The organism is Sphingomonas sp. P3_C5, from assembly GCF_056402635.1.
Genome location: NZ_JBFUHA010000006.1, coordinates 351,658 through 373,581, shown reverse-complemented (window position 1 = coordinate 373,581; position 21,924 = coordinate 351,658). Strand labels below are relative to the sequence as shown.

Sequence of the window (21,924 nt, the reverse complement as noted above, 5' to 3'; positions counted from 1 at the left end):
GGATCAATCAGGTCGAGCGTTGGTTCGCCGAACTCACCCGCAAGCAAATCCAGCGCGGTGTCCACACTTCCACAGCCCAACTCGAAGCCGATATCCGAAGCTTCATCGATCGGCACAACGCCAATCCAAAGCCTTTCCGATGGACCAAATCCGCCGACGATATCCTCGCCGCCGTCAAACGCTTCTGTCAAAAGACCGAGCAAACATTATGCACCGAACTTTAGATTCAGGTGACTAGGAACTCTGCGTAGAGACGGCGGCGCGCTGACCCGGCAAGTCGGTGCATCAGCAATTGCCAGGTGCCGCGATGTCTCAGTTCCCACCAACGTCGCAGCCGTCCGATCCGCGCCGCCGGGCAGTGCTGGTCGAAGACGACGAACCCGTTCGACGGTCGCTTCAGCTCGTGCTGCACGCGCGGGGATATGACGTCCGCTCCTTTGCCTCGGCCAGGCCGTTTCTGGATGACCTGCGGTGCGAGGACATGGATTTGCTGGTGACGGATTACCGGTTGCCCGACGGCGACGGTCTGGGCGTGCTGCGGGCGCTCCGCCGCGCGGGGTGGCACGGGCGCGCGATCCTGATCACCGCTTTCCCCTCGGCGGCGCTTGTCGACAGCGCCACGGCCTGCGGGTTCGACGCGGTGCTCGAAAAGCCACTCCGCCCCAACGAGCTGGCCGGCGCTCTTGTCGCCTGAACGACGCGATCGAAGGACGTTGCATTTGTCTATGAGGTGGTCCCGCTTTCGCTTTGCCGCGGCCCTGGCGGCTGCCGCTGTTCCGACATTTGCCGTCGCCGGCCAGCTGCAACCGGCGGCCCAGCCTACTACGGCCACGCCGGCGCGGTGGTCGCCCGCCGATCTCGACGCTCTCCTCCAGGAGGTCGACCGCTCGGCGCGCGAGGGGTTGCGTCCCGAGCGTTATGGCGCGGCCGAGCTGCGCCAGGCGATTACCCGCGGGGCGCCTGATATCGATGCCTATGCCAATCGTAGCGCGCTGCTGCTCGCGCATGACTATGCGGCTGGATCGGCGCCGCCATCGGCGCGGAAGGAATGGGGGATCGGCCCTGACCCGGTCGATCTCGGACCCTGGCTGCAGGACGCGATCGACCGCCATGATGTCACCGGCGCGCTGCAGCGCCTGCTCCCGCAAGCGCCGGGCTATGTCGCGCTGCGCGCCGCGCTGCCGTCATGCGACACGCCGGCGCATTGCACGACGATCAGCCTGAACCTCGAACGATGGCGCTGGCTCCCGCGATCGCTCGGCTATCACTATCTCTGGGTGAATACCGCCGCTTATCAGCTCGATCTGGTCGAGAATGATCGCGTCATCGAAAGCCACCGCGTCATCGTCGGCAAGCCGGCCTCGCCGACCCCGGGGTTCGCTGCGCTCGTTACCGGCGTAACCGCCAATCCATGGTGGAATGTGCCGCGCAACATCGTCGCGGAGAGTGTCGGCGCAACGGTGCGCAATCGCCCGGCCGAGGCCGTCCGGCTGGGCTATGTCGCGACCCGTGGTGCTGGCGGACTTCAGGTCCGGCAGCGCCCGGGCCCGCTAAACGCGCTCGGTCAGGTCAAATTCGAGCTGCCCAATCCCTACAGCGTCTTCATCCACGACACGCCGTCGCGCGCGCTGTTCGACAAGCAAGTCCGCGCCTTCTCGCATGGCTGCATCCGTACCCAGGATCCCGCGCGCCTAGCCCGGACCCTGCTCAGCGCGGAGGGTGCGCGCAGCTTCGATCAATATCTGGCGGCGGGGACCAACCACACCATCGCGCTGGATAAGCCGGTGCCGGTCTATATCGTCTACTTCACAGCGGTCGCCAACGCGGCGACCCCCGGCGGGGTCGACTATTTCGATGACGTCTATCGTCGCGATCCGTTCCTGACTGCCGCACGAGGATTCTGAGCGGCGGGCCGCTAGACCACGGGCGCTCGTAAGCTTCGCGCTGCGCCATCCACAGGTCAGTCCATTTCGGCTGCGTTGATGATACGACAGATGGCGCTATCTGGTGTATCGATTCGCAATGTCAGGGAAGTCGACGATGGCGCCCAAGCCCTTGAAAGCGCCGGGGACGTGAGCCACGGAACGGACGCGGCGCGCGATCTTGCGGAGGAGCTCAATCTCCTGATCGACGGAGCCGCCGGCTATGCGATCTATATGCTCGACACCGATGGCCGGGTCACGATCTGGAACAAGGGGGCGGAACGCCTGAAGGGCTGGGCGGAGGAAGAGGTGCTGGGCCAGCACACCAGCATTTTCTATCCGCCTGACGCCATCGAGGAGGGCAAGCCGCTCGAAGATCTGGCGCGGGCGGAGCAACTGGGCAAGCTTGAAGAAGAGGGTTGGCGGCGGCGCAGGGACGGCAGCGAGTTCCTTGCGCATATCTCGATAACGGCATTGCGTGGCGACGACGGCACGTTGCGCGGCTTCGGCAAGGTGATCCGCGATGTGACCGATCAGCGCGCCGCCGAACGCGCGCTTTCGGCGAATGCCGCCCATCTCGGATCGATCCTCTCGACCGTTCCGGATGCAATGGTGGTGATCGACGATCGCGGCAGCATCCTGTCGTTCAGCGCCGCGGCGGAGCGGTTGTTCGGCTTCACTGAGCAGGAGATGATCGGGACCAATGTCAGCCGCCTGATGCCCTCGCCGGATCGGGAGCAGCATGACGGCTATCTCGAACGCTATCTGCACACCGGCGAGAAGCGGATCATCGGTGTCGGCCGCGTGGTCAGGGGCATGCGCCGCGATGGCTCGACCTTTCCGATGGAGCTGTCGGTCGGCGAGGCGATCACTGAGGATCAGCGCGTCTTCACCGGTTTCGTGCGCGACCTGACCGAGAAATTTGCCGCCGAGGAGCGCATCGAGGAACTGCGATCCGATCTGATCCATGTCGCGCGCGTGAGCGCGATGGGGACGATGGCCTCGACCCTGGCGCATGAGCTCAACCAGCCGATCACCGCCGTCACCAACTATGTGCAGGCAATCAGCGACCTGCTCGAGGATCCCAAGGCGGAAGACCTGCCGATGATCAGGGAGGCGCTCCGCGAAACGGCGAGCGAGGGGATGCGTGCCGGCAACATCGTCCGGCGGCTGCGCGATTTCGTGGCGCGGGGCGAGGTCGAGAAGTCGGACGAAGACCTGGTGAAGCTGGTGGAGGAAGCCGCCAAGCTGGGGTTGATCGGCGCGCGGGAGAAAGGTGTCGATGTCACGTTCGATCTCGCCCCGGCGACGGTGCTGGTCGACAAGGTGCAGATCCAGCAGGTTCTGATCAATCTCATGCGCAATGCCACCGAGGCGATGGCCGGCTGCCCGGAACGGCGGCTGTTCATTTCTAGCCGGCCGGACGCGCCTGGCTTCACGCGCGTCACCATCGCCGATACCGGGCCCGGGGTTGCGCCCGAGATCGCCGAGAATCTCTTTCGTGCCTTCAACAGCACGAAAAGCGAGGGGCTTGGCCTCGGCTTGTCGATCTGCCGGACGATCGTCGAGGCCAATGGCGGGCGGATCTGGATGGAGCCGCGCGAGGGGGGCGGGACGGCGTTCTGTTTTACGCTGATGCTGGCAGGGGAGGGCGCGGAATGAGCCAGAAACGCCTGATGCATATCGTTGATGATGAAGACGCGATCCGGCGTTCCGCGAGCTTCATGTTGAAGACGTCGGGTTTCGACGTGGAGACCTGGAGCTCCGGCACCGCTTTCCTGAAGGAGGCGCGCCACGTCGCGCCGGGCTGTATCCTGCTCGACGTCCGCATGCCGGAGATGGACGGGCTCGAGGTGCAGCAGGCGCTCAACGAACGCGGCATCACCATGCCGGTGATCGTCCTGACCGGGCACGGCGACATTTCCATCGCGGTGCAGGTGATGAAGGCCGGTGCCGTCGACTTTATCGAGAAGCCGTTCGAGAAAGCGGTCCTGATGGGCGCGATCGAGGCTGCGTTCGAGCGCATGGACCGCTCCGACAGCGCCGCCGTCCGCGCCGGGGAGGCCGAGGTGATGGTTGCCGGCCTTACGCCCCGCGAGCGCGAGGTGCTGGAGGGGCTGGCGACCGGGTTGCCGAACAAGACGATCGCCTATGATCTCGACATCTCGCCACGCACCGTCGAGGTGCACCGGGCCAATATCATGACCAAGCTTCAGGCGCGCAGCCTGTCCGATGCGCTCAGGATCGCCTTCGCCGCCGGCCTCGGCGGGAAGGCCTGAGGGTCGACCGGGAGGCGGATTATCCAACACGAATACTTGGCCGATTTTTGCGATTTGGGCGGAAAAACACGGGAAAGCGGTAAAAACGGCCGATAATGGGCGCGATTTTTGGCGATTTCCGAGCAAAAATAATGGCTTGGTGCCTCGCATTATTCGTTGCCAATGCCTGGCCGCGAATTTTCAGTATTATAGCACTATACATTCCGCTTTCAGCCAATCTCGAAGGCTAATCATGGCACGTCTGCGACCCGGCCCTGGTGCCGTGGTTGGCGAGAAGGCATTTTTGCGAGCCAGCAGCCGGGTTTTTCAAATTTGAATCCGCCGCTGTCCGGTGGGATTTTAGAGGAATCTGGATCTGCTTTTGATTATTATTCGTAGAGTAATCGTCGGCACGGCCAGGTTTTCCTTAAGCTAATCTCCGTAACGAAGTATTGAATTTTGCGAGTCGCGCGAATTAAGGCCGCTTTTTCTTGCGGCGCCGGTTTACCCCGCCAGACGGCGCGCGCCGGCCGCCGGGTTTCGAGAGACTCGACAATAAGAAAGAGCATTCCGGCGCAGCACCGGATCGAGGACCATAGCAAAGACCGGGATGGGTTGAATCGACCCCCCGCACCGGGGGCGATCGACCGCGTAACTCTACGTACAGCCCGGCCATTCGCCGGCCTCTAATCGATTTGACGAAGGTCAAGGGCCGCACCGGCAACGTCCGCCAAGGGCGTGCGCCAGGGGCCGTGTGGTTGTGGCCGCGGAGGAGCGAATGGACGATATTTTGCTGCGCGCCGGGGGGTGGCTCCTGATTGCGCTTTTCGCATTGCTGATGTCAGCCAATGCGATCGATCACGGCTTTGCCGTGCAGATGGTGATCGTCGCGGGCGCCGCATTCCTGGCGGCGGTCTGGACGATGCGCGGGGCCGGCAATGCGGCACTGGCATCGGGCGGATCGCTTCCCGCGCCGCGCGACCGCTATGACGACGAGGTTATTCGCTGGGGGGTGATCGCCACCGTCTTCTGGTGCGTGGTCGGGCTGCTGGTCGGCGTGGTGATCGCGTCGCAGCTCGCCTTTCCGCTGCTCAACCTCCACTCCGAATACACCACTTTCGGCCGGTTGCGCCCGCTGCATACCTCAGCGGTGATCTTCGCATTCGGCGGCAACGCGCTGATCTGCACCAGTTACTATGTCGTGCAGCGCACCTGCCGGACCCGGCTGGCGTTTCCCTGGCTCGCGCGCTTCGTGTTCTGGGGATATCAGCTCTTCATCGTGCTGGCGGCTTCCGGCTATCTGCTCGGCATCACCGAGGGCCGCGAATATGCCGAGCCCGAATGGTATGTCGACATCTGGCTGACGATCGTCTGGGTCTCGTACCTGGCGGTGTTCGTCGGCACGATCGTGCGCCGCTCCGAGCCGCACATCTATGTCGCAAACTGGTTCTATCTCGGCTTCATCATCACGGTGGCGATGCTCCACCTCGTCAACAACATGTCGATGCCGGTCTCGCTGCTCGGCTCGAAATCCTATTCGGCCTTTGCCGGCGTGCAGGATGCGCTGACTCAGTGGTGGTACGGCCATAACGCGGTGGGTTTCTTCCTGACCGCGGGCTTCCTGGGCATGATGTATTATTTCGTGCCGAAACAGGCCGAACGGCCGATCTACAGCTACCGGCTGTCGATCATCCATTTCTGGTCGCTGATCTTCCTCTATATCTGGGCCGGGCCGCATCACCTCCATTACACGGCGCTGCCGGACTGGGCGCAGACGCTCGGCGAGGTCTTCTCAGTGATGCTGTGGATGCCGAGCTGGGGCGGCATGATCAACGGCCTGATGACGCTCAACGGCGCCTGGGACAAGATCCGCACTGATCCGATCATCCGCATGATGGTCTTCGCGCTCGCCTTTTACGGCATGGCCACCTTCGAGGGGCCGATGATGTCGATCAAGGAGGTCAACTCGCTCAGCCATTATACCGACTGGACAATCGGCCATGTCCATTCCGCCGCGCTCGGCTGGAACGGCATGATCACCTTCGGCGCGCTGTATTTCATGGCGCCGCGGCTCTGGGGTCGCAGCCGGCTCTATTCGCTGCGCATGGTGAACTGGCACTTCTGGTGCGCGACGCTCGGCATCGTCCTCTACGCCTCGTCGATGTGGGTCGCGGGCATCATGCAGGGGCTGATGTGGCGCGAATATGGGAGCGACGGCTATCTCGTCTACTCCTTCGCCGAAGTCGTGCAGGCGATGCATCCCTATTACCTGATCCGGGCGACCGGGGGGCTGCTCTATTTGGCCGGCGCGCTGATCATGGTCTGGAACATCTGGATGACGATCGCGGGCAAGCTTCGCGACGAGGCGCCCATGTCGACACCGGCTTATGACCCGGCGCGCGACCGTCCGCTCGTGCCCGCGAAGGCAACGCCACCACCAGCGGTGCCCGCCCCCGATCCAACGCCGGACCAGCCCCTGCTGCCCGTTCCCGCCGAGTAAGGACGCGACTTCATGGCCAATGTCCTCAACCGTCACAAGGTAATCGAGCGCAACGTCACGTTGCTCGCGATCCTTGCCTTCATCACCGTCGCGATCGGCGGCATCGTCGAGATCGCGCCCTTGTTCTGGATCGACTCGACCGTCACCAGGGTGGAGGGGGTCCGCCCCTATACGCCGCTTGAGCTGGCCGGCCGCGACATCTATATCCGCGAGGGCTGCTATGGCTGCCATAGCCAGATGATCCGGCCGTTCCGCGACGAGACCGAACGCTATGGGCATTACAGCCTCGCCGCGGAGAGCATGTACGATCACCCCTTCCAATGGGGATCGAAGCGCACCGGGCCGGATCTGGCGCGGGTCGGCGGGCGCTATTCGGATGAATGGCATGTCCAGCATCTGGTGGATCCCCGCGCGGTGGTGCCGGAATCGATCATGCCGCCCTATGCGTTCCTGGCCGATCGTGACCTCGATATCAGCCATATCGGCGATCATCTGACGGCGCTGCGCCGTGTCGGCGTGCCCTATTCCGACGTGGAGATCGCCAAGGCGGCTGACGATGTCGCGGTGCAGGCGACGGGCGAGGGCGATACCGCCGGGCTGCTGAAACGCTACCCCAAGGCTCTGGCGCGGGACTTTGACGGCAAGCCCGGCCAGCTGACCGAGATGGATGCGCTGGTCGCCTATCTCCAGGGCCTCGGTACCCAGGTTGATTTCAAGTCGGCGGCGCCGCGGGAGCAGGCGCGATGACGACCTATGATCTGCTGCGCGAGTTCGCCGACAGCTGGGGCCTCGTCCTGATGGGCGTCGCTTTTCTGGCCTTTGTCGGCTGGACTTTCCTTCGCTCCGTCTCAGCCGGTCATCGGCAGGCGGCAATGAGCATCTTCGAGCAAGAGGACGATTTGGATGGCTGACGATAAGCGCATCGGTGATGAGCGCATCGACGGGCCCACCGGAACGAGCTTTGTCGGGCACGAATGGGACGGGATCGAGGAGCTCGATACGCCCATGCCGCGCTGGTGGCTCTATACCTTCTATGCCTGCATCGCTTTCGCGGTGGTGTGGGTCGTCCTCTATCCGGCGATCCCGATGCTGCACGGTGCCACGCCGGGCACGCTGGGCTGGTCGAGCCACGGCCAGCTTTCCCGGGAGATGACCGCCGATCACGCCCGCCGCGCACCGACGATGCTGGCGCTCGCCGGAATGCCGATCGAGCGGCTGCCGGACGATCCGAGGTTGTTGCGTACCGCCCAGGAAGGCGGGCGTTCGGCCTTCAAGGTCTATTGCAGCCAGTGTCATGGCAGCGGTGCCGCCGGTGCCAAGGGCTACCCCAACCTCAATGATGACGACTGGCTCTGGGGCGGCGACATCAAGACCATCGAGCAGACGCTGCAGCACGGCGTTCGCCAGCCGGGTGACGACCAGACCCGCATGTCGCAGATGCCGGCATTCGGCCGCGACGGAATCCTGAAGCCCGAGGAGGTGCAGGACGTCGTCTCCCATGTCCGGTTCCTGTCAGGACAGGAGCATGCGAGCGCCTCGTCCCGCCGGGGCGCGACCCTGTTCGCCAATAACTGCGCGGCGTGCCACGGCGATAATGCGAAGGGCAACCGGGCCTTTGGCGCACCCAATCTGAGCGACGCGATCTGGCTATATGGCGGTGACCGCGACACCCTCACCGAGACGGTGACCAACGCACGCTACGGCATCATGCCGGCCTGGGGAACGCGGCTCGATCCGGTGACGATCAAGATGCTGGCGACCTATGTCCACTCGCTGGGCGGTGGTGAGAAGACGCCGGCGGCGGTGACGCCGGTCGTGGCTGCCGCGGTTCCGGTGAAGCAGCATCCCTGATGTCGAGTCCGCATGATCTGATTGGAGACGGGCAACACTTCTTCGAGGCACGCCGCAAGGTGTTCCCCAAGGCAGTGGACGGCCCGTTCCGGCGCCTGAAATGGGCGATCATGGCGGTGGCGCTGACGATCTATTACGTGACGCCCTGGTTGCGCTGGAATCGCGGGCCCTGGGCGCCCGACCAGGCGGTGCTGGTCGATCTGGCGCATCGCCGCTTCTACATGTTCTCGATCGAGATCTGGCCTCACGAATTCTACTATGTCGCCGGGTTGCTGATCATGGCTGGTATCGGCCTGTTCCTGGTCACCTCGGCGGTGGGGCGGGCGTGGTGCGGCTATGCGTGCCCGCAGACGGTGTGGACCGATCTGTTCGTCCATGTCGAACGCGCGATCGACGGTGATCGCAACGCGCAGATCAAGCTTCAGCGGGCGCCCTGGGGACCGGCCAAGATTGCGCGCCGCATTGTGAAACATGCGATCTGGCTGATCATCGGCACGCTGACCGGCGGCGCCTGGATCTTCTACTTCGCCGATGCACCTACGCTCGGCCATGCGTTCGTGCATGGGGCGGCGCCGTTCATTGCCTATGCGACGGTCGGCGTGCTGACCGCCACGACCTATATCTTCGGCGGCCTGATGCGCGAGCAGGTCTGCATCTATATGTGCCCGTGGCCGCGCATCCAGAGCGCGATGCTCGACGAGAAATCGCTGACCGTCACCTACAAGGCATGGCGCGGCGAGCCGCGTACGCATGGACTGAAGCGTGACCTGACGGGTCATGAGCATGACGGGGTGCCGTCGCTGGTTGCGCTGGCGGAGCGGCCCGAGCTGGCCGAGCGCATCGGGGACTGCATCGACTGCAATGCCTGTATCGCAGTCTGCCCGACCGGGATCGATATTCGCGAAGGGCCGCAGATTGGCTGCATCACCTGCGGCCTGTGCATCGATGCCTGTGACGGGATGATGGCCAAGATCGGCCGGCCGCCCCGGCTGATCGGCTATGCCACCGATCTCGATGGCCGGCTGGCCGCGCGGGGAGAACAGCCGGTCCCCGTGTTGAAGCGCCTCTTCCGGCCGCGCACCCTGGTCTATTTCGGGGCCTGGGCCGCGATTGGCCTCGTGATGCTGTTCGCGCTGGGCAATCGCACCCGGATCGACATCAGCGTGCTGCAGACCCGCAATCCGCAATGGGTGCGGCTGTCCGACGGCAGCATTCGCAATGCCTTTACCGTCAAGGTCCGCAACATGGAGGAGCGCCCTCGTAGCGTCGAAGTGACAATCGACGGCGTGCCGGGCGCTGTATTGTGGACAGAGGCTTCCGGCCGGACTCGTGCCGCCCGCAGCCTGAAGCTGAGCGTCGCGCCCGACCAGGTTGCGCAGACCCAGCTGTTCGTCGCTGCTCCCGGCCAGGGACCTGAGCGAACCGACCTGACCTTCACCGTCCGCGCGCTCGACGCAGAGGGTGGCGCCGCTCACGACAAGAGCTTTTTCGAACGACCGGAGGAACCCGAATGACGCGTCGTTTCACCGGCTGGCACATGACCGGCATCGTCGTCGCGCTGTTCGGCGTGGTCATCGCGGTCAATGTCCTGATGGCGAGCTATGCGATCGGCACGTTCGGCGGCTCTGTGGTCGACAACAGCTATGTCGCAAGCCAGCGGTTCAATAGCTGGCTAGCCGAGGCGCGAGTCCAGCGTGATCTCGGCTGGAATGCCGATGCGACGATTGGGGCTGGCCGCGTCGTGGTCGTGACCGCGATTGCGCCGGGTGGTCCGCTGTCGGGTGCGTCCGTCACGGCGCGAGCGACTCATCCGCTCGGCCGCCTGCCGGCGCGCGACCTCACGTTCCATTCCGTCGGCAATGGCCGGTTCCTCGCTACCCGGCCGCTGCCGGCGGGTCGCTGGCTGCTGCGTGTCGACATAAAGGACGGTGCGCACGATGCGCGCTTCGACGACGAGATTCCCGCATGAGCGCAGCGGCGCAGCTTGCGACCTCAACCTTCACGGTTGACGGGCTGCGCTGCGCCGGCTGCATCGCAAAACTTGAAAAAGGGCTTCCCGAAATCTCCGGCGTGGTCGCCGCGCGTGTGAATTTCACCAGCAAGCGCGTGCGGATCGAGCATGTCGCCAATCTCGCGGACGAAGAGCTTCAGGCAGCGATCGGGCGCCTGGGTTTTCAGGCCCAGCCCTTTGTCGGCGAGACCGAAGTCGCCGCCAATCGCGAGAGCCGGATGCTGATGACTGCGCTGGCGGTCGCCGGCTTCGCGGCGATGAACGTGATGCTGTTGTCGGTGTCGATCTGGTCGGGTGCCGAGGGCGCGACCCGGACGCTGTTCCACTGGCTCTCCGCGGCCATCGCGCTTCCGGCGATCGCTTATGCCGGGCGGCCGTTCTTCAAAAGTGCGTGGAGCGCGCTTCGCCACGGCCGCACCAATATGGATGTGCCGATCTCGATCGGGGTGGTGCTCACCGCTGCGATGAGCCTGTACGAGACGGCGGTGGGCGGCGCGCATGCCTATTTCGACGGCGCGACGATGCTGCTCTTCTTCCTGCTCGCCGGCCGTTTTCTCGACAGCGCGATGCGCGCGCGGGCGGCGGACGGCGTGGCGGCGCTGATGCGGCGGGTGCCGAGCGATGCGCTGGTGCGACTTCCGGACGGCACCACCCAGCGCCGGCTCGCGGCCGAGCTTGCGCCGGGGATGCGCCTGCTGATTGCGGCGGGCGAGCGGATCGGCGCCGACGGTATCGTCGAGGAGGGCAGGAGCAGCGTCGACCGCTCGCTCGTCACCGGCGAGAGTATCGCGGTGGCGGTCGAGAGGGGCGATACGGTCCTCGCCGGCACGATCAACCTGAGCGGCCCGCTGACGATAAAGGTGACTGCGGCCGGGGACGCGACCATGGTGGCCGATATCGCCCGGCTGATGGAGACAGCGACCCAGGGCAAATCGCGCTATGTCCGGATCGCGGATCGCGCGTCGCGGCTCTATGCGCCCGCGGTGCACAGCCTGGCTGCGCTGAGCCTGGTCGGCTGGCTGATCGCGGGTGCGGGGCTGCATCAGGCGCTGACGGTCGCGGTGGCGGTTCTCATCATCACCTGCCCGTGCGCGCTTGGGCTGGCGGTGCCGATTGCCCAGGTGGTCGCGGCCGGGGCGCTGATGCGGGCTGGCGTGTTGATCAAGGACGGTTCGGCGCTCGAACGGCTGGCAGCCGCCGATGGCGTGTTGCTCGACAAGACCGGCACCGTCACGCTTGGTCGTGTCGAGCCGCTGTCCGGCATGCCTGACCGGCCAACCGAGCGCGGCATTCTGCTGTCGCTTGCCCAGGCCAGCCGGCACCCGCTGTCCGTCGCGATCGCCGCGTTGCTCGAACAGGAGGGGACGGTGGCGATCGCGCTGTCCGACATGATCGAGCATCCCGGACTCGGTGTCGCGGCGCGGATCGGCGAGCAGGTCGTTCGCCTCGGCCGGCCGGATTGGGTCGGCATTGCCGGAACCGGCGGTGATCAGGTGGCGGCCGCCTTCAGGGTGGGTGCTGGGCCCGTCCATCTGATGATCTTCGGTGATGCGCTACGCCCCGATGCGGCGGCCGCGATCGAGCGACTGCGTGGGCAGGGCTTCCTGCCGCAATTGCTGTCGGGTGATGCCGCGTCCGTGGTCGACACGATAGGCGGTACGCTCGGTATCGCCGGCAGTGCGCGCATGGCCCCGGCCGACAAATACCGCATCGTCGAGGAATTCACGGCGCAGGGGCGCAAGGTCCTGATGGTGGGCGATGGCCTCAATGATGGCCCGGCGATGAAGCGCGCCTATGTCGCTATGGCGCCGGCTTCCGGCACTGACGTAAGCCAGCTTGCCGCAGACCTCGTCTTCTTTGGCGACCGGCTGATGCCGGTGCCGATCGCGATTGCAGCCGCGCGGCGGACGATGCGGGTGGTGCGGCAGAATTTCGGTCTGGCGATCGGCTATAATCTGCTCGCTGTTCCGCTCGCGATCGCGGGGCAGGTGACACCGCTCATCGCTGCGCTCGCCATGTCCGGCTCGTCCTTGCTCGTCGTCGCCAACGCCCTCAGGTTGCGTGGGGCCGCGCGGTGACTGGGCTGGTCATCCTGATCCCGATCGCCCTCGCACTGGGCCTGGCCGGTCTCGCCGCCTTTTTCTGGGCGGCGCGCTCGGGCCAGTTCGAAGATCTCGATGGTGCGGCGTTGCGGATATTGATCGATGACGAGGATTAGCCCGTGTTGCCATTGGGCTGAGCGTTAGAGTTGCATTCGACCAGCTTTGCCCGTCATGCCGGACTTGTTCCGGCATCCACGTTTCCGCAGGAGTCTCGCGAGGTATGTGCGCGGGACGGTGGACCCCGGGACAAGCCCGGGGTGACGGTTGATTTAACCTGGCCGGACTCGTCTCTATAAGGGGGCCGGTGCTGCCAGCGGCCCAGGGGGAGATTGGTCAGAAGCGGAAACCGATGCCCGCTCCGAAGACCATTGGATTGAGGTGAACCCGCACGGATTGAGTCCCGATCGCGGTCGTCTGAAGCGTCGCGGTCGTGTTCATGTCGATATATTTCACGTCGAAGTTGAGGAAGGTGCGCTTGCCGATATCCACGTCGATGCCGGCCTGGCCAGCATAGCCGAAGCTGTCGGACATATGGACACGGGTCGGGCCGACCGCCGCTTCGAGGCCCTTCGAAGCCTTCTCGTTCCAGAAGATCGTATAGTTGATGCCGGCACCCACATAAGGGCGGATCTTGCCAAGAGGGTTGAAGTGATATTGCGCAGTGAGCGTCGGCGGCAGCACCCAGGTTGAGGCAAGCTTGCCGATACTGCCGGTCGTGCCGCTGATGCCGGAGGCGGTGTGTTTTGTCGTGGCTGCTATCAGCTCGAGCCCGATATGGTCGGTCACCATATAGGTCAGATCGACTTCGGGCATGACCGAGTTGTTGACGCTTGCATGCTCGGTCGGGAAGGTCGGGGTGATGCCGCTGGTCGATTCGGTCGGAGCGACGAGGATGGCGCGTACGCGCACCAGCACATCGCCCTGCTTGATTCCGGTATCGCTCTGCGCGCTTGCCGGGGCGGCGATCGCGGCCATCCCGAGCATCATTGTCGCCGCGAGAGTCTTCGTATGTTTCATGACCAGCCTCCTTTTGCCGTGGCGGCTCGGTAGGCGGGCAGGCGGGGAGGGGCCTTGAGCGGGCGCAACCATCTCTTTGATATCGGTCAAAGGCCGCAACGGCATATTCTGCCACGCGGGCTGCATGTGGCGCTATATTCCCGACCTCCTCGCGACCCCGGTGCCGCGATACACCAGCTTCCCGACCGCGGCCGAGTTCGGCGACGATGTCGGTGCGGCGGACATGATGTCCGCGCTTGCGGCGGTCGGCGCGGATGAGCCGGTCTCGCTTTATCTGCACGTCCCCTATTGCCGCGAGATCTGCTGGTATTGCGGCTGCAACACCGGCGCGGCCAACCGGACGGGGCGGGTGAACGCCTATCTCCAGCGGCTTGGCGAGGAAGTCGATCTGGTGGCGGCGAAGCTTGGTGGCCGCGGCGTGGTGCGGCGCATCGCCTGGGGCGGCGGAAGCCCGAATGCGATCGCACCGGAGGCGTTCGATGCGATGATGGCGAGGATCGCGCGCGCCTTTCGCTGCGACGATCCGGTCGTGTCGGTCGAGCTCGATCCGCGCGGGTTCGATCTGGACTGGGCCGCGGCGCTCGGCCGCAACAATGTCAGCCGGGTCAGCCTTGGCGTGCAGACCTTCGCCTCCCATGTGCAGGATAGGATCGGCCGCGTGCAGCCGCGGGACGATATCGAGCGCGCTGTCGGCCAGTTGCGCGATGCGGGGATTGCCTCGGTCAATTTCGACCTGATGTACGGCCTGCCGGGCCAGAGCACAGCCGATCTCGCGGAAACGCTCGATCAGGCGATCGCGATGCAGCCGGAGCGGCTTGCGGTGTTCGGTTACGCGCACGTGCCGCATCTCCTGCCGCGCCAGCGCCGGATCGACGCCTCCGCGCTCCCGGGCGGGCAGATGCGGTTCGAACAGGCCATGCTGGCGCACGAGGTCCTGACCGGCGCAGGCTATCAGACCATCGGCTTCGATCATTTCGCGAAACCCGAAGATGCGATCGCCATCGCCGCCCGCGCGGGCACGCTGCGTCGCAACTTCCAGGGCTTCACAGAGGATCCCTCGGACGTCCTGATTGGTCTTGGTGCATCGGCGATCAGCGCCTTTCCCGGCTGGTTGCTTCAGAACGAGAAGAACGCGGGCCGCTATCATCTCCGCATCGGCAATGGCGGTTTCGGGACCGCCCGCGGATTGCGCCGCACCCCGCTCGATCGCGTAATCGGTCGTGCGATCGAGGGGCTGTTATGCGCGGGCCGGGCGGACCTTGCCGGGCTGCCCGGCCTAGCCGCGATCCGCGAGGATCTTGGCAGATTCGAACGCGAGCAGCTTCTGCGCTGGTCCGGGGATAGTCTGGTCCTGGCCGGGGATGCGCTGCCCTATGCGAGAGGGATCGCAGCCGCGCTCGACCCCTATCGCGCGCAGAGCCGTGCTCGGTTCAGCAATGCCGTCTAGCTTTGGCGCCTTGCTGGCCGCCGCCGCGCTCGGCGGTTTGTCCTCCGGTGCTCCGCCGCCGCGTGCGGGGCAGGCGAACAGCATCACGGTCGAACTATGCAGCGGGCACGGCCATGTCACCATTCCGCTGGGTGACCGCAGGCCCGAGCCTGGCCGCGACTGTCCCGGAGGATGTCACGCTGCCACCTGCGGCCGAAGGGATCAGTGCGACTGATCAGCGCGCTCATAGGGATATTCACGTAAAGGCGGCGCGGGCGTTTCCTGAGATAGACCTCACATGGGAACAGCCAGCCACCGCTGCCTCGATTGCGCCGTTCGCGAGTCCGCACTGTGTGGTGCGGCTGATGACGAGCAGTTGGCGGCACTCAGCGCCATCGGTCGCAGACGCGTTCTGGCTGCCGGGCAGGTCCTGACCTGGGCGGGCGATGCGAACCTGCTCTGCGCCAATATCGTTGCCGGGATCCTGAAGGTGACGGCATCGACAGCGCGGGGTCGCGAGCAGATTGTCGGCCTGTTGTTCGCCGGCGATTTCGTCGGGCAGCCTTTCAGCGAGGATACCACGATGACCGTCACCGCGCTCGTCGAGAGCGATCTGTGTCTCTATCCGCGCGAACGTTTCGAGCGTGCGCTGGGCGAAGCGCCCGCCCTGGAACGGGCCTTGCTGCGGCGGACCATGGCCGCGCTGAACGATGCGCGGGAACGCATGCTGACGCTCGGCCAGCGTGGTGCGCAGGAGCGGGTCGCCGGCTTCCTGCTCGATCTGGCCGATCGCGCCGCGCCGGGCAGGCGTGAAGGTGCGATCACCATCGACGTTCCGGTCAGCCGACGCGATATGGCGGATTTCCTGGGGCTCACCATCGAGACCGTCAGCCGCCAATTGAGCCGGCTCAAAATCCTGGGGGCGGTGGCATTGTGTCGGGGCGGCCGAACCGTGCTGGTCAGGGAGCGCGCAATTCTCGCGGCACTTGCCAATCCGGGCTAGCTGTCCCGATGATCCTCGTGTGGATCGAGCAGCATCAGCAGCGCACTCTCGATGGCGATGGCTCGGCGGCAGCCGTCGAAATAGCAGCGCAGCATATAGCCGAATTCGCCGGGCCGGGTGACTGATCCGCGCGCCGTGCTGTCCCAGAACCGACCGATCAGATCTTCTCCGTGCACCGTGTCCATCGCGTGCATCTCCGCCAGTTGCCGGCGCAGGTCCGCCACGATTGGCGTTTCGTGACTGCGCGCGAGCTCGGCGAGAAGGGTATCGGCGCGCTTGAAATGAAGGGCGGCGGCACAATCGATCTGCCCGCAGAGCCGCCTGACGCGCGCGGGAGCGGGCAGGGCGGGAAGCATGTCGGCGATCTGCTCGAGTTCGCTACAGAGCCCGAGGCGAGCGTCGTGATCGTCATGGAATTGGGCGCGGAGCGGCGCAAACGAGCCGTCGTCCGGTGAGAAGTCCATTCTGGCATCACTGTCGATCATGGCCTGGCGCACTCCTTCGATCCTCCAGCCGCCTTTGTCGCCGATGTGCGGGGCCGCGGATTTGACCAGGATCAACCGCGAGGGATCCTGCATGCGGAGCGGCAGTGAAAAATTCGAGCGCCACGCCCAACCGGCGCGGCCAGAGCCTCATCGTCGAAAAAATGGTGCGCCCGACTGGATTCGAACCAGTGGCCTCAAGATTAGAAGTCTCGTGCTCTATCCAACTGAGCTACGGGCGCGTGTCGGGCGGGGACTAGCGCGGATTGCAACGATGCGAAACCGGCTTCATATTCAAAAAACGAGCAGGGGGCGTGGATATGGGAATATTGGGCAAGCCAAAAGCGGTCGACGCGCGGGAGATTGCTGGGCGCGAGTTCCGCTATTTCGATTTCGTGATGGTGGCGTTCGTGGTCATCCTGCTGCTGTCGAACGTGATCGGCGCCGAGAAACGTTCGGTGATCGACCTGCCCCTGATCGGCTCATGGCCATTTGGTGCGGGCATCCTGTTCTTCCCGATCTCCTATGTGATCGATGACGTCCTGACAGAGGTTTATGGCTATGCCCGGGCGCGGCGGGCGCTCTGGGCGGGGTTTGCCGCGCTCCTGTTCATGGCCGTGATGGAGTGGACTGTCGTCCACCTGCCGGTGGACCAGGGATGGGACGGCCAGGCAGCCTATGAGCGCGTGTTCGGCGGCGGCATTCGGATCATCTTCGCCTCGATCTGCGCGTTCTGGGTCGGCGATCTGCTCAACTCATTCGTCATGGCCAAGATGAAGATCTGGACCGAGGGCAAGCATTTGTGGACCCGTACGATCGGCAGCACGATCATCGGTGAAGGCGGGGACAGCCTGATCTTCTATCCTGTCGCCTTTTACGGTCTGAGCGCCTGGCCAATCCACAAGATACTCGCGGTGATGCTCACCCAGTTCGTGCTCAAAGTGAGTTGGGAAGTGATCCTGACCCCGGTGACCTATGCGGTGGTCAATTTCCTGAAGCGCCGCGAGGGGTTCGATGTGTTCGATCGGGGCACCAACTTCTCGCCATTCAAGGTGACGAACTGAGGATGTGTATAACCACATAGGTTCATAAGCACAGGGAGTCCGAGCCCGGAATCGAACCGGATCATGGCGGATTTGCAATCCGCTGCGTTCCCATTTCGCCACTCGGACAGCTGCTGCCCTCAGGAGTGACCGGCGGGATTTGCACCCGCTTACACCGGAATCACAAACCGGCCGCGCACTGGATTGCGTTCGGCCACGCCTGAAGGCAGCAGAAAATCAGGAATTTATCGAAGGGGACGGGTCAGAGCGCTACGGCGCAGCTTCCAGTCCGTTACGCACGCCTGATGGCGCGCGCAGTCATGCGAGCGTCAATGTCGACAGCTAAAGGGGCGCGGACGCGTATAGGGCATGAGCGAGGCCATGTCCCGCCTATGTCATTGAAACCTGCGCGGCGCAAGAGCCTATTTGGATAATGGTCTGGAGCTCAGGCTCCGACCGTCTCCAGCAGGCCCTCGAACATGCGCCGGCCGTCAAAGCCGCCATGTGCCGCTTCGATCCGACGCTCGGGATGCGGCATCATGCCGAGGACATTGCCCGCTGCGTTAAGCACGCCGGCGATCTTGCGGGCCGAACCATTGACCTCTCCGGCATACCGGAACGCAACCCGGCCTTCGCCCTCGATCCGGTCGAGCGTCTCGGCATCAGCGAAATAATTGCCGTCATGATGCGCGACCGGCAGGGTGACAGTCTCGCCCTGGCCGTAACGGCTGGTGAAGGCGGATTGCGCATTGGCCACTGTCAGCACGACATCGCGGCAGACGAAATCCAGTCCCTCGTTGCGCATCAGCGCGCCCGGCAGGAGGCCGGCCTCAGTCAGCACCTGAAAGCCGTTGCAGATACCGAGTACCGGCAGGCCGCGCTCGGCTGCGTCCACCACCGCGCGCATGATCGGCGATCGTGCCGCGACCGCACCGGCGCGGAGATAGTCGCCATAGGAAAAGCCGCCGGGCAGGGCGACAAGGCCGACGCCACCTGGCAGGGCGGTCTCGCCGTGCCAGACCATTGCCGGCTTTACTCCCGTCACCGCTTCCAGCGCGACGGCGATATCCCGATCGCAGTTCGATCCGGGAAAGACGATGACGGCGGTCTTCATGCGCGTTCCACCCGATAATTTTCGATGACGGTGTTGGCGAGCAGCTTGCGGCACATCTCGTCAACGCTTGCGTCGCTGGTGTCGTCGGCAACGTCGAGCTCGATGAGCTTGCCGGCGCGAACGTCATTGATGCCGGCGAATCCCAGGCCCTCGAGCGCCTTGTGGATCGCCTTGCCCTGCGGATCGAGCACGCCGTTCTTCAGCGTGACGAAGATACGGAGCTTCATGGGCATTTCCTGGCTGCTGGTCGGATGGCGCCGCTATGGCGAGCCGTCGCGGAAGCCGCAAGCTTCATGGAGAATTTAGGTGAAAAGATCAGTCGCGACCTCGGCCATGCTTTGCCCATTGCGGGCTAGGGTCGACATGGCCGGCCGTCCCGCCCTGCCATATCCTGCTGCGATGTTGGATCGGGCACACCGCTCGCACTCGAAGAACCGTTAGAAATACCGCGCCAGCACGAAGCGAACACGTGTCCGCTGGGTCGCATAGTAACGGATCGAGGAGTCGGAGCGCGCGTAAGTCAGGCTGACCGAGGGGGAGAAGCCCAATACGCGGATGGCGCGGTTGCCCAGCGTCAGGCGGGCGTTGTACCGCCAGTCGCGTCTCGGATCGGGTGAAAACAGCGCTATTGGAGCATCATAGCTGGCGTGTGACACACCCGCGCTGACACCGAAGTTGAACCCTTTGGGCAGTTCCCCGCCCAGACCCAGAACGGCACCGAACTCCGTATTCGAATATGCCGAGGCGAGCAGGCTGTCGCGGCGAACAAAGGCGCTCGCGGAGGCGATCGTGGTGTGCCCGATCACGCGCTCGTAGGTGGCGTTGAGCGCCGTTTGCCAGCCACCGTAATTGGCATCGAAGATCGCGTCGGTGTGCCGGGCATCAACCTGAACGGCAAGCTGTTGCTTGTCGTCGATCGTAAATTCAAGGCCGGTCTTGGCACCGATCTGCCGACTTGCCACGCGACCGCCGAAGTCACGTTGCGCAACGAGAGCTTCCGCACGCAGACGGACTTTTCCCGACAGCCTGAATTCCGGCCCGGCGGCCAATTCCATCGAAAGGTCGTTATATTCCTTGTGTTTGTAGACGGTCGCGAACGCGTTGAAATCGACCAGCATCAGGGTGTTTTTAGCGATGGGCAGCCGCAGTCCGCCGTCGACCGATCCGGTCACGCCCAGGCCGGACTTCGCCTTGGCTGCGGAATCGAGCGATACCGCCATCGGATCAGGCGAATAGGGAAGGAATACGTTGATTGTGTCGGCGGCGGTCGCGTTGTTGATGTTGGTATCGGGCGCGATGCCGAGATCGACGTTGACCGACCAGGTGCGCTTCGAGCGAATGATGTTACGCACTCCGCGGATGGTGCGCGCAATCTCCGGCGGAAGATCCTTTGCCTCGGCGGCGAGCCGGAGCTGATGGTCAGCGCTCTGCGTGTGTCCCATTGCGAGCAGGGTGCGGCCGAGCTCGAGCCGCACGCGGGTCTGCGCCGGGTCGTCGACCAGAATGGCACGGAACATGGCCTCGGCGCGCCCGTAATCGCCGGTCTCCTCGGCAACAAAGCCGGTCAGGAAACGCGTTTCGAAGCGCAGCGCGGGGACAGTCGCGAGAGCCGCCAGCAGCGGCTTGGCCTCCTCATACCGCTTCGCAGCAACCAGCTCCTGAACCTCTCCCAGCAGCTGATCCGAGGTAAGGCGTGCCTTGCAGGTTTCAGCGGCGCAGCGGTCCAGGATCGATTCCGCCCATACGGGCGAAGCCGTCGTCAGCAGCAGCGCCGGCAGCGCACTACGCGCCGCCAGCTTCGCCCGCATTATTTATGGCCCGTGAAGGTGCCGAGAATGTCAATGCGCTGGTCGGGTCTGCCGCCGACGATGCGGAAGCCGGCACCGATTTCTTCGCCATTGGGGCCGTAAAAGCCACCATCGAGGCTCGATCCGGCGATGAGCAGAGAATTGCCGGCAGTGCAGGTCGTGGCGAAGCATGCCGAGGTGAAGGCGCCAGTGAAACCGCCCTTGCTTACCAGATCGATCAGGCTGGTAGCGCTAGCCGTGAAGGTTGAGCCGGCCGGCATCGCAAACACCTTCGAGGTATAGGCATCGAAGGTCGGCGCGCGAACTGTGCCGGTCATATTGGTTGTGACCTTGAGCGTGCCAAAATCGATGGACGTGGTCTGCGATCCATCGATCCACTGGAAATAGGTGGGGGCGGTGGGATCTGTATCAGGCAACGGATTGTACACCATCGTCGCCAGCATATCGCCGGTATAGGTGGCTGTACCCGTTTTCGGAACTGCGCTGTTGGACGTCTGCTCGCCATACACAAACGCCGCACGATCGAACGAGTAGGTGTTTTTGAGGTAGGACGTGGTCGCGCCGGGATCCGTTATTTTCGCGACGGCCAGCGAATTGCGGACAAAGCCGGCATAAGTGACGTATTTCGTGGTCGTGCCTGGCTTCTGGTAAAAGAAGGTCTGGACGGTCGCCGAATAGGTGTCAGCGCCCACAACGTAGTGGCTATTGTCTCCCGGAGAAAGGATACCGCCCGAGCCGCTTGTTTGGGCCGATTGGAGATACTGGATCTGCTTCGCCGAATCGATCTGGGGAACGCCTGCCTGGGGCTCCCTCAGGCCGCCGAAATCAGTGCGATGGACGGGGTCCTGGAAGCGCATGGCGGATGCCGACACCAGGGCCTTGGGCCGATTGATCGTGACGTCGAAGATCGCGTCGCGGGGGTCATAGGTAACCGAGATGCCGCTGTCGCGGACAGTGTTGGCGTCGCCGGCATACAATTGGCCGCCCTGGCCGTTTCCATCCGAGCGCGTGAAATACTCGTAATGCTGGGCAGCGCCGAGACCGGCATAGGTCTTCGCCTCAACCGGGTTCACAAAGCTCGCCGCGGCCGGCGTTGGCGTCGGCGTGGGGGAGCTCGGTGTCGGTGTCGGGGTTCCGGCGGGCGGCGCATTGCTGCCAACGCTCTGCGCTCCGGAGTCGGCGCAAGCAGCCAATGTGCTGCAGGCCGTGGCGAGAAGAAGATAGTTCCGCATGACGCTTGCGTCCCCTGTCCGTGATCCGATTGTCAGGCAGTGGAAGTAAGCGGAACTGGTTAAGAAGCTGCTAACCAGATGGGCCGGCAAAGAAAATTTGCCGCGTAAAACAGGGATGCGTCGCACGCCGCTTCATTTCCCGTTTTCGCTGATCG

21 protein-coding genes, 2 tRNA genes and 1 pseudogene are annotated in these 21,924 nt (G+C 64.3%); 16 read left to right on the top strand and 8 right to left on the bottom strand.

What is annotated here, in order from left to right; translation table 11 throughout:
- The 13 genes and pseudogenes from AC1DVS_RS17285 to ccoS all read left to right on the top strand — a co-directional run.
- Window positions 1-224 (top strand): annotated as a pseudogene (locus AC1DVS_RS17285) (IS630 family transposase); the annotation flags it as partial.
- A gap of 83 nt (window positions 225-307) precedes the next feature.
- Window positions 308-694: a response regulator gene (locus AC1DVS_RS17280; RefSeq protein ID WP_478025071.1), complete on the top strand. Its 387-nt coding sequence runs from the start codon at window positions 308-310 to the stop codon at window positions 692-694.
- A 31-nt stretch (window positions 695-725) separates the two neighbouring features.
- Window positions 726-1,904: a L,D-transpeptidase family protein gene (locus tag AC1DVS_RS17275; protein WP_478025069.1), complete on the top strand. Its 1,179-nt coding sequence runs from the start codon at window positions 726-728 to the stop codon at window positions 1,902-1,904.
- A 168-nt stretch (window positions 1,905-2,072) separates the two neighbouring features.
- A complete protein-coding gene (locus AC1DVS_RS17270) occupies window positions 2,073-3,584 on the top strand; it encodes a PAS domain-containing sensor histidine kinase (RefSeq protein ID WP_478025068.1) in 1,512 nt (503 codons plus the stop codon).
- Window positions 3,581-4,201 carry a response regulator transcription factor gene (locus AC1DVS_RS17265; protein ID WP_478025066.1) on the top strand — a complete coding sequence of 207 codons (621 nt, stop codon included), beginning with the start codon at window positions 3,581-3,583 and terminating at the stop codon, window positions 4,199-4,201. The genes AC1DVS_RS17270 and AC1DVS_RS17265 overlap by 4 nt, the downstream gene beginning before the upstream one ends.
- A gap of 757 nt (window positions 4,202-4,958) precedes the next feature.
- Window positions 4,959-6,680 carry a cytochrome-c oxidase, cbb3-type subunit I gene (ccoN, locus tag AC1DVS_RS17260; protein ID WP_478025065.1) on the top strand — a complete coding sequence of 574 codons (1,722 nt, stop codon included), beginning with the start codon at window positions 4,959-4,961 and terminating at the stop codon, window positions 6,678-6,680.
- A gap of 12 nt (window positions 6,681-6,692) precedes the next feature.
- Window positions 6,693-7,427, top strand: a complete 735-nt coding sequence (gene ccoO / locus AC1DVS_RS17255) for a cytochrome-c oxidase, cbb3-type subunit II (protein ID WP_478025063.1) — start codon at window positions 6,693-6,695, stop codon at window positions 7,425-7,427.
- Window positions 7,424-7,591: a cbb3-type cytochrome c oxidase subunit 3 gene (locus tag AC1DVS_RS17250; RefSeq protein ID WP_478025061.1), complete on the top strand. Its 168-nt coding sequence runs from the start codon at window positions 7,424-7,426 to the stop codon at window positions 7,589-7,591. Before ccoO ends, AC1DVS_RS17250 begins: the two co-directional genes overlap by 4 nt.
- On the top strand, window positions 7,584-8,531 hold the full coding sequence (ccoP, locus tag AC1DVS_RS17245) for a cytochrome-c oxidase, cbb3-type subunit III (RefSeq protein ID WP_478025059.1): 948 nt from the start codon (window positions 7,584-7,586) through the stop codon (window positions 8,529-8,531). The genes AC1DVS_RS17250 and ccoP overlap by 8 nt, the downstream gene beginning before the upstream one ends.
- Window positions 8,531-10,045, top strand: coding sequence for a cytochrome c oxidase accessory protein CcoG (gene ccoG, locus AC1DVS_RS17240; protein WP_478025057.1), 1,515 nt, complete (start codon window positions 8,531-8,533; stop codon window positions 10,043-10,045). Before ccoP ends, ccoG begins: the two co-directional genes overlap by 1 nt.
- Window positions 10,042-10,500, top strand: a complete 459-nt coding sequence (locus tag AC1DVS_RS17235) for a FixH family protein (RefSeq protein ID WP_478025055.1) — start codon at window positions 10,042-10,044, stop codon at window positions 10,498-10,500. The genes ccoG and AC1DVS_RS17235 overlap by 4 nt, the downstream gene beginning before the upstream one ends.
- Window positions 10,497-12,620 carry a heavy metal translocating P-type ATPase gene (locus tag AC1DVS_RS17230; protein ID WP_478025054.1) on the top strand — a complete coding sequence of 708 codons (2,124 nt, stop codon included), beginning with the start codon at window positions 10,497-10,499 and terminating at the stop codon, window positions 12,618-12,620. Before AC1DVS_RS17235 ends, AC1DVS_RS17230 begins: the two co-directional genes overlap by 4 nt.
- Window positions 12,617-12,760 (top strand): cbb3-type cytochrome oxidase assembly protein CcoS, encoded by a 144-nt coding sequence (gene ccoS, locus AC1DVS_RS17225; protein ID WP_478025053.1) that lies wholly within the window; start codon window positions 12,617-12,619, stop codon window positions 12,758-12,760. The genes AC1DVS_RS17230 and ccoS overlap by 4 nt, the downstream gene beginning before the upstream one ends.
- Window positions 12,761-12,977: 217 nt before the next feature.
- Here ccoS and AC1DVS_RS17220 read toward each other — a convergent pair whose 3' ends face one another.
- A complete protein-coding gene (locus AC1DVS_RS17220; RefSeq protein ID WP_478025052.1) occupies window positions 12,978-13,661 on the bottom strand; it encodes an OmpW/AlkL family protein in 684 nt (227 codons plus the stop codon).
- Between the two features lie 124 nt (window positions 13,662-13,785).
- Here AC1DVS_RS17220 and hemN point away from each other — a divergent pair, with 124 nt between their 5' ends.
- Window positions 13,786-15,108 (top strand): oxygen-independent coproporphyrinogen III oxidase, encoded by a 1,323-nt coding sequence (gene hemN / locus AC1DVS_RS17215; RefSeq protein WP_478025051.1) that lies wholly within the window; start codon window positions 13,786-13,788, stop codon window positions 15,106-15,108.
- A 277-nt stretch (window positions 15,109-15,385) separates the two neighbouring features.
- Window positions 15,386-16,090, top strand: coding sequence for a Crp/Fnr family transcriptional regulator (locus AC1DVS_RS17210; protein ID WP_478025050.1), 705 nt, complete (start codon window positions 15,386-15,388; stop codon window positions 16,088-16,090).
- On the opposite strand, the gene AC1DVS_RS17205 is transcribed toward AC1DVS_RS17210, so the two are convergent.
- Together AC1DVS_RS17205 and AC1DVS_RS17200 are read right to left on the bottom strand one after the other, a co-directional pair.
- Window positions 16,087-16,650, bottom strand: a complete 564-nt coding sequence (locus AC1DVS_RS17205; protein WP_478025049.1) for a hypothetical protein — start codon at window positions 16,648-16,650, stop codon at window positions 16,087-16,089. The two genes, AC1DVS_RS17210 and AC1DVS_RS17205, sit on opposite strands and share 4 nt — an antisense overlap.
- A gap of 87 nt (window positions 16,651-16,737) precedes the next feature.
- Window positions 16,738-16,814, bottom strand: a tRNA-Arg gene (locus tag AC1DVS_RS17200).
- Window positions 16,815-16,901: 87 nt separating this feature from the next.
- On the opposite strand from AC1DVS_RS17200, the gene AC1DVS_RS17195 reads away from it, so the two are divergent.
- Entirely contained in the window at window positions 16,902-17,636 is a 735-nt protein-coding gene (locus AC1DVS_RS17195) for a queuosine precursor transporter (protein ID WP_478025047.1), read from the top strand.
- Between the two features lie 36 nt (window positions 17,637-17,672).
- Here the strand turns inward: AC1DVS_RS17195 and AC1DVS_RS17190 are convergent.
- From AC1DVS_RS17190 to AC1DVS_RS17170, 5 genes are all read right to left on the bottom strand, one after another.
- Window positions 17,673-17,744: transfer RNA gene (locus AC1DVS_RS17190), tRNA-Cys, on the bottom strand.
- 316 nt (window positions 17,745-18,060) lie between these two features.
- Window positions 18,061-18,729, bottom strand: coding sequence for a phosphoribosylformylglycinamidine synthase subunit PurQ (gene purQ, locus AC1DVS_RS17185; RefSeq protein ID WP_478025046.1), 669 nt, complete (start codon window positions 18,727-18,729; stop codon window positions 18,061-18,063).
- Window positions 18,726-18,956 (bottom strand): phosphoribosylformylglycinamidine synthase subunit PurS, encoded by a 231-nt coding sequence (purS, locus tag AC1DVS_RS17180; protein ID WP_478025045.1) that lies wholly within the window; start codon window positions 18,954-18,956, stop codon window positions 18,726-18,728. The genes purQ and purS overlap by 4 nt, the downstream gene beginning before the upstream one ends.
- 210 nt (window positions 18,957-19,166) lie before the next feature.
- Window positions 19,167-20,537, bottom strand: a complete 1,371-nt coding sequence (locus AC1DVS_RS17175; RefSeq protein ID WP_478025044.1) for a surface lipoprotein assembly modifier — start codon at window positions 20,535-20,537, stop codon at window positions 19,167-19,169.
- Window positions 20,537-21,895, bottom strand: a complete 1,359-nt coding sequence (locus AC1DVS_RS17170; protein WP_478025043.1) for a transferrin-binding protein-like solute binding protein — start codon at window positions 21,893-21,895, stop codon at window positions 20,537-20,539. Before AC1DVS_RS17170 ends, AC1DVS_RS17175 begins: the two co-directional genes overlap by 1 nt.
- Window positions 21,896-21,924 lie beyond the last annotated feature (29 nt).